This window comes from Rhodococcus sp. 852002-51564_SCH6189132-a, from assembly GCF_001665495.1.
GTDB lineage: Bacteria > Actinomycetota > Actinomycetes > Mycobacteriales > Mycobacteriaceae > Rhodococcus > Rhodococcus pyridinivorans.
In genome coordinates, this window is sequence record NZ_LZMJ01000066.1 from 82,323 (window position 1) to 94,559 (window position 12,237).

A 12,237-nucleotide genomic window follows, 5' to 3' on the forward strand; every position below is an offset into this window, starting at 1 on the left:
TACATAGAGCCGTGCTCGACTTCATCTACTATCCCGTGTCCTGGATCCTCTGGGTCTGGCACAAAGTCTTCGCCGCGATCCCGTTCCTAGGACCGGACAGCGGTTGGACCTGGGCGCTGTCGGTGGTGTTCCTCGTGTTCACCCTGCGCGCGATTCTCTACAAGCCCTTCGTCAAGCAGGTTCGCACGACCCGCCAGATGCAGGAGCTGCAGCCGCAGATCAAGGCACTTCAGAAGAAGTACGCCAAGGACCGGCAGCGCCAGGCACTCGAGATGCAGAAGCTCCAGAAGGAGCACGGCTTCAATCCGTTGATGGGCTGTCTGCCCGTTCTGCTGCAGGTCCCGGTCTTCATCGGCTTGTTCCACGTGCTGCGCTCGTTCAACCGCACGGGTACCGGCTTCGGCCAGCTCGGGCTGACTCCGGAGGAGAACGCGCAGATCGGCAACTATGCGTTCAGCCCGGAGGACGTCCAGTCGTTCCTGAGCGCCCGCCTGTTCGGTGCTCCGATTTCGTCGTGGATCACGCAGCCGATGGCGTCGCTCGAGGCGTTCGAGCCTTTCGGCGGCATTCCGACGCGCTGGCAAATTGCCGCCGTCGCGGTGCCGCTCATGATCGTCGCCGGCGTCGCCACGCACTTCAACGCTCGTGCCTCGGTCTCCCGCCAGAGCGCGCAGGCCGCCGCGAACCCGCAGGCCGCGATCATGAACAAGCTGGCCCTGTACGTCTTCCCGCTCGGTGTGCTCGTCGGTGGTCCGTTCCTGCCGATCGCCGTCATCATCTACTGGGTCAGCAACAACATCTGGACCTACGGACAGCAGCACCTCGTCTTCCGCCGTATCGACAAGGAGGAAGAGGAGAAGAAGGCTGCGGCTCTGGCCCGCCGGAACGAGAACGCACCGAAGCCGGGTGCTCGCCCCGACAAGTCCAAGAAGAAGGGTTCGGCCGCAGCGGCAGCGTCCGACGCCGCGGTCGACGAGACCGGCGAGGTGTCGCTGCAGAAGGACGCCGCGGCCGGCGACGGCTCCCCTGCGGCTTCGAAGTCCGGTGCGTCCGCTCCCAAGCCGGGTAGCCGACCCAAGAACTCCAAGCGCAAGCGGCGCTGACCGAAGTAGAAGAGAGCTGAATATGGCCAGTGACCTGGACAAGGTGGAAGAGGACCTCGCGGTGGCACCCGAGGAGCGCGACACTGCGGCGGACGCCGATCTCGATGACGACTACCTCATCGAAGAAGGCGAGATCGCCGGCGACTACCTGGAGCAGTTGCTCGACGTTCTCGATTTCGACGGTGACATCGACCTCGACGTCGAGGGCGACCGCGCAGTCGTGAGCATCGACGGCGGTAAGGATCTGACCAAGCTGGTGGGTCGCAACGGTGAGGTTCTCGACGCTCTGCAGGAGCTCACCCGTCTCGCCGTGCAGCAGGCGACCGGCGAGCGCAGCAAGCTCATGCTCGACATCGCCGGGTGGCGTGCAGGCAAGCGTGCCGAGCTCTCCTCGCTCGGCGCGTCGGCCGCGAAGCGCGTGCTCGAGACCAGCAAGCGCGAAGAGCTCGAGCCGATGACGCCGTTCGAGCGCAAGATCGTGCACGACGCCGTCGCGAAGATCGACGGTGTGTCCAGCGAGAGCGAGGGTGCGGAACCGCACCGCCGTGTGGTGATCGTCAAGGATTGAGTCGGCCGTGCCGACCGAAGAGGGACTCTGTGTCGTCAGGGTCCCTCTTCGCCTTTTCGTAACTGATGCTGTGGGTCCCGATGTTGTTTCGGGTGAGCCGACAGGAAAGGATGTTTCACGTGGAACAGCACGAGGCGGAACTGTCGGCGGTCGCGCAGCGGGTCTTCGGGGATCGGACCGAACTTGCCGAGCGGTACCACCATTCGTTGTCGACGGCAGGTGTCGAGCGGGGGCTCATCGGGCCGCGTGAGGTGCCGCGCCTGTGGGAACGACATATTCTCAACTGCGCCGTGGTGGGCGAACTCATCCAGGAGGGTGAGACAGTCGTCGACGTGGGCAGCGGTGCCGGTCTGCCGGGTATTCCTCTCGCACTTGCCCGTCCCGACCTCCAGGTCACGCTCGTCGAGCCGCTTCTGCGCCGCACCGTCTATCTGGCGGAGTTCGTCGAATCCCACGGGATCGAGAACATTCTCGTGGTCCGTGGCCGTGCTGAGCAGCCGAGCGTCCTCCAGGAGGTGGGCGGCGCAGACGTCGTGACTTCCCGTGCCGTCGCACCTCTCGCCAAGCTCGCCAAGTGGTCGCTCCCCCTCGTCCACGAGGGAGGCCGGATGCTGGCGTTGAAGGGTTCGTCCGCTCGAGAAGAGATCGACCGCGATCACGACGAACTCGCTCGCCTCGGTGCCGGCAATCTCGAGGTGCTCGAGTGCGGAGGCAATCTCCTTCCGACACCCACGATCGTCGTGAAGGCCGAGCGGATTCCGCGGCCGGCGCGGCGTCGCAAGAAGCGCTGAGCGAATCGCCTGGCACGACGATCGCCCCGACACCCTCCCCTCCCCTACCGGGTCGGGAGGGTGTTGCCGTTTCCGAGACATTCTTTCCGACTCGAGGAATCTACTCGAGTACATTACCGGTGCAAAACGGTTGTTTCGGACGTTGTCACACCAGACCCGATCACCCCATGACGTTTCGTCACTGTGATGTTTCAGATTCCCTGAAATGTGTTTATCAAACGAATTATCTTCCTTTGCACTACGATTGAAACTCACTAATGTGAATAGCATTGCGGACCAGAGCATTTCAGTCTGGGTGTTCGCGGTTCTCGAGCCCACTCGTATGGGTCGGGATTGTTTCACGTGAAACCACCGAGCCGCTCCTCCGCCTGTTTCACGTGAAACAACTCCGCTCTCCGTTTCACGTGAAACGTCACCCGGCCATGTCGCCGACGGAACCTAGAATGCGGATGGGATACTGAACCAACTGAGAATGCGTGCGCGTGGTCGGAAGGCCGGGGACAGCTCCGGGCCCGGGACTCGCATTCTCCCTTCGGCGCCTCGACCCGGTCTTCGAAGTCGCGACCGGGAAGCGACGAGGATGTAGCGTGCGAACCGAGCGGATCTACGTGTAAGGAGTGTTCTATGACGGGTGGATCTGAATCCGCTGTTTCACGTGAAACCGGAGGCGCCGAGGACGACTTCTCCCCCGTACCCTTCGACGGTTTCTCCACCGTCGACACCCCGATCGGCGCGGCTGCTCATCGCGCCACCCAGGTCCTGCATCCGAGCGACGCCAACGCACTGCCCAAGCCGCGCGAGCGTCGCGTCTTCACGATCGCCAATCAGAAGGGCGGGGTCGGTAAGACCACCACGGCGGTGAACATCGCCTCCGCCCTCGCCGTGCAAGGATTGTCGGTCCTCGTGGTCGACCTCGATCCGCAGGGCAACGCGAGCACCGCCCTGGGCGTGCCGCACTATTCCGGTGTGCCCTCGAGCTACGAGATCCTCCTCGGCGAGATCAATGCCGCCGAGGCCGTGCAGCAGAGCCCGCACAACGAACGCCTCTTCTGTATCCCCGCCACGATCGATCTCGCCGGTGCCGAGATCGAACTCGTCTCGATGGTCGCGCGCGAGAACCGCCTCCGGAACGCCCTTACCAAGGAGGCCCTAGGCGACCGCGAGTTCGACTACGTGATCATCGACTGCCCGCCGTCGCTCGGTCTGCTCACGGTCAACGCGCTCGTCGCGGCGAAGGAAGTTCTCATACCCATCCAATGCGAGTACTACGCACTCGAAGGTGTCGGGCAGCTCCTGCGCAACATCGAGCTCGTCCAGTCGCACCTCAACCCCGAACTGCACGTCTCCACCGTCCTCCTGACGATGTACGACGGTCGCACCAAGCTGGCCGATCAGGTCGCCGCAGAGGTGCGTGCGCACTTCGGCAGCGCGGTGCTGCGTTCGGTCATTCCCCGCAGCGTGAAGGTTTCCGAAGCTCCCGGTTACGGGATGACCGTTCTCGACTACGATCCTGGATCGCGCGGCGCGATGAGCTACCTCGACGCCGGGCGCGAGTTGGCGGCACGCGGGGTACACGAGAATCAGGGGAACGGATGAGCGCGACACGTAAAGGCGGGCTCGGTCGAGGTCTGGCAGCGCTCATCCCCACCGGTCCCCCGGTGGATGCAGAGCAGAAGCCCACGGCCGCCCCGAGTTCCACTGCCGCCGCCCCCACGGCCACCGCTCCCACGGCCACCGCTCCCACCAATACCGCGGCTCCGGCCGTTCCTGCGCCGGCCAAGTCCGCACCGGCCGCGGGTGAACCGTCGAAGCCTGCTTCGGGCGGACAGTCCAAGTCGGCTGCGTCGCGTCGCCCCGGCTCGTCGGTCCTGAACCTCCCGTCCTCGGGTCTGGGCATGGCAGCCGCCGATCTCATCATCGGCGACGGCAGGACGCCGGCGCCCGCGTCCCCGGCGGAGCCTGTCGAGGACGACGCGGCACGGGCGTCCGGAGCGGCATCCGAAAGCGAACCCCTCCCCTCCCCCACCGGAGCGGTGTACCTCGAGATCCCGATCGACCGGATCGAGCCCAACCCGAAGCAGCCGCGGCAGGTCTTCGACGAGGAAGCGCTCGCCGAGCTCGTCCACTCCGTCCGCGAGTTCGGGCTCATGCAGCCGGTCGTGGTCCGCCGTCTCGAAGGCGACCGATTCCAGCTCGTGATGGGTGAGCGTCGCTGGCGTGCCGTCCAGGAGGCAGGCCTCGGCACGATCCCCGCGATCGTCCGCGACACCGAGGACGAATCGCTGTTGCGCGACGCGCTGCTCGAGAACATCCACCGGGTGCAGCTCAACCCCCTCGAAGAGGCCGCGGCCTATCAGCAGTTGCTCGAGGAGTTCGAGGTCACCCACGAGGAACTCGCGAGTCGGCTCGGACGGTCGCGGCCGGTCATCACGAACATGATCCGGCTGCTCAAATTGCCGGTCGCGGTGCAACGACGCGTGGCGGCCGGAGTGCTGTCGGCCGGGCACGCGCGTGCCTTGTTGGCGCTCGAGGCCGGTGCCGACGCTCAGGAGGCACTCGCCGCACGCATCGTCGCCGAGGGCCTGTCCGTGCGGGCGACGGAAGAAGCCGTCGTGCTCGCCAACCGCAACGAGACCCCCGACGCTCCGCAGCAGAAGCGTCGGAAGCCCATCCAGATGCCGGGGCTGCAGGACGTCGCGGAGCGCCTGTCGAACTCCTTCGACACGCGCGTGACCGTGAGCCTCGGCAAGCGCAAGGGCAAGATCGTGGTGGAGTTCGGTTCGGTCGACGACCTCGAACGCATCGTGAAGATGATGGAGTCTCAGACCGACCTTTCTTGACTCCTCGTCGGAGCAAGACAACAGTCTGTAGACGAAAGACGTGGAGGCGAGCTATCCCGTGTCGACCCGAGTATCACCGCTCACGTTGAGTGGGATCGAGCAGTTGCCTGCTCATGCGCGACGGTGCGTTTTCTGGGAGCTGGATCCCACCTCATCGCCCGACGTTCAGCAATTCGCCGACCCCGAATTCGAGAAGGAAGCATGGCTGTCCATGGTCCTTCTCGAATGGGGGTCGTGCGGCCAGATCGCGACGATCGGCGACAAGGCCGCCGGGTGCGCGCTCTACGCTCCGCCGGGCATGGTTCCCCGCGCGCGGGCCTTCCCTACCGCGCCCGTCAGCGCCGACGCGATCCTGCTGACATCCATGCGGACCGAACCGCACGCGGACGAGCCGGATGTCGGAGCCGACCTCATCCGCGGTGTCGTCGCCGATCTCGTCCGTCGTAACGTCCGTGCCATCGAGGCCTTCGGGATCCGACGTACCGCCGACGTAGAAGCGAGCGATGTGCCGCACGCGACGGCCGCACTCGGGTGCTCCGACACGGAGTGCATGATCGACGCAGACTTCCTCGAGGACATGGGCTTCGAGGTCGTCGCCCCGCACTACCGCTACCCGCGGCTGCGTCTCGAGCTCGACCGCGACCACGAGTGGAAGTTCGCCGTGGAGGCCGCCCTCGATCGGCTCCTCGAGGAGTCCTCTCTCACCGTCGCGGATCTGACCGCAGGTTCGGCCGTCGGCGCCCACTGACGTACACCGGACGCCGACGAAAAAGGACCGCCCCGCAGACTCTGCGGGGCGGTCCTTTTCTCGTCTACGGGCCGGCTAGCGACTGTCGGAGATGGACAACTCTTCGGCAAGCAACTCGGCGAAGGTGTACGTGCCGGTCGGCTGGTCGTCCTGGCCGAGCAGGTACAGCCGCTTCACCGCGATGAGGATCGCCTCGGCGATGATGTCGCGGCTGCGCGGATCGGCGAGCAGCGCGGCGTCCTGCTCGTTGGTGAGGTAACCGAGATCGATCTGCACCGTCGGCATGTTCGTCAGGCGCAGCAGATCCCAGGTGCGGCCGTGGCTGCGGCAGTCCTGCAGGCTCGTGCGGGCGACGATCTCGCGCTGGATGTAACCGGAGAGCACCTGTCCGATCATCGACTCGGACCCGTGCGAGTTGCCGTAGTGGAAGCTCGCGATGCCGTTCGCGGCGGGGCTGTGGCTCGCGTCGCACCGCAGCGAGATCATGAGGTCGGCACCGAACGCGTTGGACGTGCCCGCGCGTTCGACGTCGGTCGGATTCACGTGGTACGGCCGCGACAGGAAGGTCTCCATGCCCGTCGCCGCCATCCGGCCCTCGAGCCGACGCGCGAGATCCCACAGGATGTCGGCCTCGGAGATCGGGCCGTGGGGGCTCGGCACGATGATGCCGTGGGTGTTGCCGCCGAGACCCGGGTCGATGACGATGCGCTTGCCGCTGAGCTGCGGACCGGAGCGGCGCACGATCTCCTCCTCGGAGATCGCGTGGGGCGACCCGCCCGACACGCGCGTGCCGAGCAGTTCGAGCGAGCGCAGTGTCTCGGCACCGCAGATGCCGTCGGAGGCGAGTCCGATCTCGCGCTGGAAGGAGCACAGACCCTCGTGGGTCTTCGGACCGAAGTAGCCGTCCACGCGGTCGACGTAGAAGCCGAGATCCTGAAGACGGGTCTGCAGGGCCGCGACGTCGTCGCCGTAGAGCGGAGCGGAGAGCTGATACATCAGGGTGCGCGCACCGAGCTTGTACGACGCTTCCTTCAAGGAACGGTAGGTCGCGGGGCCTACGGTCCCGTCGACGAGCAGACCGCGCTGCTGCTGGAACGCGCGCACGGCTCCGTCGAGTTCACGATCGAAGGGGACGTCCGATCCCATCCAGTCGCCCGACTCCTCGGGCTCGTTGTGCAGGAAGCCCAGGCCGGCCAAGGTGCTCCGGATCTCGGCGACCGCCGGACCGTGGTCGCCGTGACGAAGAGGGCGCATGTATCGGGCCTTTCCGTGCTGACAGGATCGGTGCCCGGCGTGAGGGCTGGGCAGCATCGAACGGGAGTGGGATGAAGGATGTGCCCGTGAAGACGGGCTCACGGGCACATCCGAGAGGTTGATCCTGGGACGGTACTACAGGACGTCCGCGAGATCCCGAAGCAACGCCGCCTTGCCCTTGGCCCCCACGATCGTCTTCGTCGGCTTGCCACCGGAGAAGAGGATCATCGTGGGAATCGACATGACCTGGTAGTCGCGTGCGGCCGACGGATTGGCGTCGATGTCGAGCTTGGCGACGGTCAGCTTGTCGCCGTGTTCGGCCGCGATCTCCTCGAGAACCGGAGCGACCATCTTGCACGGACCGCACCAGGTGGCCCAGAAGTCGACGAGGACGGGCTTCTCGGACTGCAGTACGTCCTCGACGAACGACGAGTCGGTGATGGTGACGGTGTTCTTGTCGGCCACGGATGTCTCCTGAATCTCGGGGTGGAATGTGGAACGGGGTGGTGGATCAGGCCTCGGCGAGCGTCGGCGCCTCGACCTCGCGGTTCGCGACGAGCCACCGCTCCGCGTCGATGGACGCCGAGCATCCGGTGCCGGCGGCGGTGATCGCCTGGCGGTAGGTGTGGTCGACGAGGTCGCCCGCGGCGAAGACACCCGGCACGGAGGTCGCGGTGGACGGCGCCGAGACCTTCACGTAGCCCTCGTCGTCGAGGTCGACTTGACCCTTGACGAGCGAGCTGCGCGGGTCGTGGCCGACGGCGACGAACAAGCCGGTGACCGGCAGGTCGCTGCGCTCGCCGGTGACGGTGTCCTCGAGGACGAGGTTGGTGACGCTGTTCTCGCCCTGCACCTCGGCGACCTTCGCGTTGGTGACGAAGCGGATCTTCTCGTTGGCGCGGGCGCGCTCGAGCATGATCTTCGAGGCGCGGAACTCCTCGCGGCGGTGGATGAGGGTGACGCTGCGCGCGAAGCGCGTCAGGAAGGTCGCCTCCTCCATCGCGGAGTCGCCACCGCCGACGACGGCGATGTCCTGGTCGCGGAAGAAGAAGCCGTCGCAGGTCGCGCAGGCGGAAACGCCGCGGCCGAGCAGCTGCGACTCCCCGGGCACACCGAGGTAACGCGGCTCGGCGCCCATCGCGAGGATGACGGCGTGGCTGCGGTAGGTCTCGCCATTGGCGACGACCGTCTTGACCGGGCCCGTGAGGTCCATCTCGTCGACGTCCTCGGTGCGCAGATCGGCGCCGAAACGCAGTGCCTGCTCGCGCATCTGGTCCATGAGCTCCGGGCCCATGATCCCGTCCTTGAAGCCCGGGAAGTTCTCGACCTCGGTGGTGGTCATGAGCTCGCCACCGAACTGCGTTCCCTCGAAGACGAGCGGGGTGAGTTCGGCGCGGGCCGCGTAGATGGCGGCGGTGTATCCGGCCGGTCCCGAACCGACGATGATGAGGTCGTGAATCGTGGGCGAGGTCGTCATGCGGCGGAGCCTTCCGGTTGGGTGAACGGGGGCGCGAGGACTGCGGGCGATCCGGTCGGAACCGGACGGCAGCCTACAGATACTGTCAACACCAGGGTAAACGGTGTTGTTCCCCTTCCGCCGTGCGTCCCGCCACAGACGCCCTGTACGGACCGGCCGGTCGCCCGACCGGCCCGCTCTCGATGCGAACCGGGACGGTCTCAGGCCGCGCCGGGCACGTCCCGCAGCGTCTCGCGGATCACGCAACGCGTGCCCGTATAGATGGTCGGCATGCACTTGTTGCAGTGGATACACAGACCTTCGTGTGCCGTCTTCTCCTCGAACTTGCGGACGAGATACGGATCACGCAGCAGCGCGCGGCCCATGGCGACGAACTCGAAGCCTTCGTCGAGCGCCGTCTCGATAGTGTCGAGCCGGTTGATGCCGCCGAGCAGGATCAGCGGGATCTTCAGTTCCTCCCGGAACTGCCGGGCCATGGGCAGGAAGAATGCCTCCTCGAACGGGAGCTTCGGGAAGATCTTCGGCCCGTAGACCTTCAGTCCCCAGCCGACGACCTTCGGCTGCGACGCCTGGAACTCCTTCATGGGGACGTCGCCGCGGAAGAAGTACATCCCGTTCAACAGCGAGCTCCCGCCGGTGAGCTGCATGGCATGGATGGTGCCGTCGGACTCGATGAGCTTGGCCATGGGCAGGGACTCGTCGAGCCACAGACCCTGGGGCACGCCGTCGGTCATGTTGAACTTCGCGATGACGGCCACCCCCTCCCCCACTGCCGTGCGGACGGCCTCGAGCACGCGACGCGGGAAGGCGGTACGGCCCTCGATGCTGCCGCCGTACTTGTCGGAGCGCTTGTTGAGATTCGGGCTCATGAAGGAGCTGAGCAGGTAGTTGTGCCCGAGGTGGACCTCGACGGCGTCGAATCCGGCCTCGACGGCGAAGCGCGCGGCGCGTGCGTAGTCCTCGACTACCCGATCGAGCTGCTCGAGTGTCGCGCCGCGGACGAGCCCCATGGCGGGGGCGCTGATGCGCGTGGACGGCGCGAGCGTCTTCATCTTGTTGGAGATCTGGTTGGCGACGAGTCCGGCGTGGCCGATCTGCGCGGAGGCCAGACCCCCGGCGGTGTGCACGGCGTCGGTGAGCCGGGTCAGGCCGGGGACGGAGTCGGCGTCGAGCACGAGGGTGTCGCGGTGGACGCGGCCGTCGTGGGAGACCGAGCAGTAGGCGACGGTCGTGAGGGCGGTGCCGCCGCGGGCGACCTCGGCGTGGAATTCGACGAGTTCGTCGCTGACGGCTCCTCGAGGCATGACCCCTTCGAAGGTTGCCGCCTTGACGATGCGGTTGCGGAGGGTGAGCGGCCCGAGTCGGGCCGGTTCGAACACGGTGGGTCGCGGCGAAGACATGCCCCTACTTTCGATGCCAGTGGTATCGTAATTGCGCTTCGACTATAACGCTCGTCACACTCCGCGCCAGATCGATTCCCACTCGGTCCCGACATCACGGATCCCATGCCCAGCACCGCTCCGGGGCGCCCCCGCGACCCCCGAATAGACAACGACGTCCTCACCGCCACCCGCGAGATGCTCCGCTCCCACGGCTGGGACGGGCTGAGCCTGCGGGCGGTCGCCGCCCGCGCCGGCGTCGGCCGCGCCGCACTCACGCGTCGGTGGCCGACCAAGGCCCACCTGGTGCTCGACGCACTGCTCGGTTCCGCACCCGATCTGACGCCCTACGACGGCATCGATCGCAAGGGCTGGATCGAATGGGTGGTCACCGGGAGCATCGAATTGTTCTCCCGGCCGGAGGTCCGCGCTGCGCTCCCGGGGCTTCTCGCGGCACTGCGGGACCACGACGACCTCCGCAACACGCTCTGGCGCACGTTCAGCGGCCCCAGCACCGCCCTGTTCGCCGACGGCGACGGCTCGGACGTCGAGATCGACGCCAAGGCCGTGCTCGTGATGGCAGCGGGGTCGGCGTTGTTCGCCGGCCTCATCGCCGCGGAGGACGACACACCCGCGCTGCGCGCGCGGATCCTGGAACTGTTGTCGACCGTGGCGTAGCGCCGGACCCGAGCGCCGGACCCGAGCGCCGAAAGGTCAGCCGATCGTCTTGCGCACCAATGTCGCGGGATCATCTGCGTCGCAGTCGGTTCCGACCACCAGAGCGGTGAGCGCCGGTGCGTCCGGTCCGCTCAACAGGACGAGGACGGCATCGTCGCCGGCGTACCGCACCGCGCGTGAACCGATCGGTGACCGGCCTTCGAAACCGTTCGCGTCCAAGCATTCTCGGAGACGATCGGCTCCACCGAGGAGACCGGGATCGGTGTCGCCGATCATCGCCCGCAGGGTGGAGGGTTCGAACAGGGCCTCGTCTTCCGCTGCCGCGACGGGAACACCGGTCGGGTCGTCGCTACCGAAAGCCGTTTCGCGCACGACCACCACGAGCAACACCGCCACTGCAGCCGCGACCGCGGCACCGGCCACCGCCCACCGGCGACGCCGTGCGATGCGGGACGGTGTGGACCGGACATCGGACCGGTCGTCGGATCGATCCTCCGCGAGCGCGGCACCGATACGCGCGGCGATCTCGGGCGGAATCGATTCTTTCGGTGGAGCGCCGCGCAGGGCCGACAACCGCGCCTGCGTCGCGTCGAGCCGCGCCAGATACACGACGGCCCCGGGATCGCGGCGCACGCGCGGCCACAACCGGGCGGCGAACTCCTCGTCGAGCACCCCGGCATGCAGATCGGCGAGCAACTCCGCGGAGTACGGCGGGCGCATCTCGGCGGAGTTCGACGGACGCATCTCGTCCTCGTTCATGCGCGACTCTCCTCCGCGGTTCGGCATCCCTCACCAGAGTAAGACGGAGGAGGATCACGATCGGTTCCCCTCGGAGCGAAGGTCGTCGAGAAGAACTGCGAGCCGGCTCCGCGCGCGGGCACAGCGACTCTTGACCGTTCCCTCCGGAACACCGAGACGTTGCGCCGCCTCCCGGACGGAGAAACCTTCCACATCCACCGCGACGACGGCTGCCCGCTGGTCGGGTGGCAGTGCGAACAGGGCGGATTCGATGTCGAGTGCGATCTCGGTGTCGTGGATGGGATCGCGCGGGGTACGCAGGTCGTGCGAATCGTCCTCGAACAGTGGGACGGTCACGCGGACACGATTGCGGCGGATGCGATCGAGGCACGCGTTGACGACGATCGAGTGCAACCAGCTGCGGACCGCGGCGTCCTCCCGGAAACCCGAAGCCCTCCGGTGCGCCGAGAGCAGTGCCTCCTGAAGCGCGTCGGCCGCGTCCTCGTTCGAGTAACTCGTCCGCCGCGCGACCTGCCACAGATGGTCGTGATGTCGTGCCAGCAAGGCGGAGAAGGCATGCCGATCGCCTGCGACGTGTGCTGCGAGCAGCTCGGCATCCGACACTGCTCCATCGGACGCCACCCCGTCCGACACGCTTCCG

At 66.7% G+C, this 12,237-nt stretch carries 13 protein-coding genes; 7 read left to right on the plus strand and 6 right to left on the minus strand.

The features are described from left to right. The first annotated feature begins 11 nt into the window (after nucleotides 1–11). The 6 genes from yidC (at nucleotide 12) to A5767_RS15980 (ending at nucleotide 6,050) form a co-directional block, all read left to right on the plus strand. Nucleotides 12–1,103 (plus strand): membrane protein insertase YidC, encoded by a 1,092-nt coding sequence (yidC, locus tag A5767_RS15955; RefSeq protein WP_064852675.1) that lies wholly within the window; start codon nucleotides 12–14, stop codon nucleotides 1,101–1,103. A gap of 22 nt (nucleotides 1,104–1,125) precedes the next feature. Beyond that, the gene (locus A5767_RS15960; RefSeq protein ID WP_006550906.1) at nucleotides 1,126–1,671 is read left to right on the plus strand and encodes a Jag family protein; all 546 of its coding nucleotides are present in this window, start codon (nucleotides 1,126–1,128) and stop codon (nucleotides 1,669–1,671) included. A gap of 110 nt (nucleotides 1,672–1,781) precedes the next feature. Continuing rightward, entirely contained in the window at nucleotides 1,782–2,462 is a 681-nt protein-coding gene (rsmG, locus tag A5767_RS15965; RefSeq protein WP_024102540.1) for a 16S rRNA (guanine(527)-N(7))-methyltransferase RsmG, read from the plus strand. Between the two features lie 624 nt (nucleotides 2,463–3,086). Then, complete coding sequence (locus A5767_RS15970; RefSeq protein WP_006550904.1) at nucleotides 3,087–4,058, plus strand: ParA family protein; 972 nt, start codon at nucleotides 3,087–3,089, stop codon at nucleotides 4,056–4,058. Next, nucleotides 4,055–5,302 (plus strand): ParB/RepB/Spo0J family partition protein, encoded by a 1,248-nt coding sequence (locus A5767_RS15975; RefSeq protein ID WP_156665170.1) that lies wholly within the window; start codon nucleotides 4,055–4,057, stop codon nucleotides 5,300–5,302. The genes A5767_RS15970 and A5767_RS15975 overlap by 4 nt, the downstream gene beginning before the upstream one ends. 58 nt (nucleotides 5,303–5,360) lie before the next feature. Further along, on the plus strand, nucleotides 5,361–6,050 hold the full coding sequence (locus tag A5767_RS15980; RefSeq protein WP_064852707.1) for a hypothetical protein: 690 nt from the start codon (nucleotides 5,361–5,363) through the stop codon (nucleotides 6,048–6,050). Between the two features lie 75 nt (nucleotides 6,051–6,125). Here A5767_RS15980 and A5767_RS15985 read toward each other — a convergent pair whose 3' ends face one another. The 4 genes from A5767_RS15985 to A5767_RS16000 form a co-directional block, all read right to left on the minus strand. Further along, a complete protein-coding gene (locus tag A5767_RS15985) occupies nucleotides 6,126–7,304 on the minus strand; it encodes an N-acetylmuramoyl-L-alanine amidase (RefSeq protein WP_024102537.1) in 1,179 nt (392 codons plus the stop codon). A 135-nt stretch (nucleotides 7,305–7,439) separates the two neighbouring features. Continuing rightward, complete coding sequence (gene trxA, locus A5767_RS15990) at nucleotides 7,440–7,769, minus strand: thioredoxin (RefSeq protein WP_006550900.1); 330 nt, start codon at nucleotides 7,767–7,769, stop codon at nucleotides 7,440–7,442. A gap of 46 nt (nucleotides 7,770–7,815) precedes the next feature. Then, nucleotides 7,816–8,781 (minus strand): thioredoxin-disulfide reductase, encoded by a 966-nt coding sequence (trxB, locus tag A5767_RS15995; RefSeq protein WP_006550899.1) that lies wholly within the window; start codon nucleotides 8,779–8,781, stop codon nucleotides 7,816–7,818. A gap of 200 nt (nucleotides 8,782–8,981) precedes the next feature. After that, on the minus strand, nucleotides 8,982–10,181 hold the full coding sequence (locus tag A5767_RS16000; RefSeq protein ID WP_064852676.1) for an NADH:flavin oxidoreductase: 1,200 nt from the start codon (nucleotides 10,179–10,181) through the stop codon (nucleotides 8,982–8,984). Nucleotides 10,182–10,286: 105 nt separating this feature from the next. Between A5767_RS16000 and A5767_RS16005 the strand changes: the two genes are divergently transcribed. Beyond that, entirely contained in the window at nucleotides 10,287–10,838 is a 552-nt protein-coding gene (locus A5767_RS16005) for a TetR family transcriptional regulator (protein WP_006550897.1), read from the plus strand. A gap of 36 nt (nucleotides 10,839–10,874) precedes the next feature. Here the strand turns inward: A5767_RS16005 and A5767_RS16010 are convergent, their stop codons facing one another. Together A5767_RS16010 and sigM are read right to left on the minus strand one after the other, a co-directional pair. Continuing rightward, the gene (locus tag A5767_RS16010) at nucleotides 10,875–11,597 is read right to left on the minus strand and encodes a hypothetical protein (RefSeq protein WP_064852708.1); all 723 of its coding nucleotides are present in this window, start codon (nucleotides 11,595–11,597) and stop codon (nucleotides 10,875–10,877) included. A 54-nt stretch (nucleotides 11,598–11,651) separates the two neighbouring features. Continuing rightward, nucleotides 11,652–12,200, minus strand: a complete 549-nt coding sequence (gene sigM, locus A5767_RS16015) for an RNA polymerase sigma factor SigM (protein ID WP_060652478.1) — start codon at nucleotides 12,198–12,200, stop codon at nucleotides 11,652–11,654. Nucleotides 12,201–12,237 lie beyond the last annotated feature (37 nt).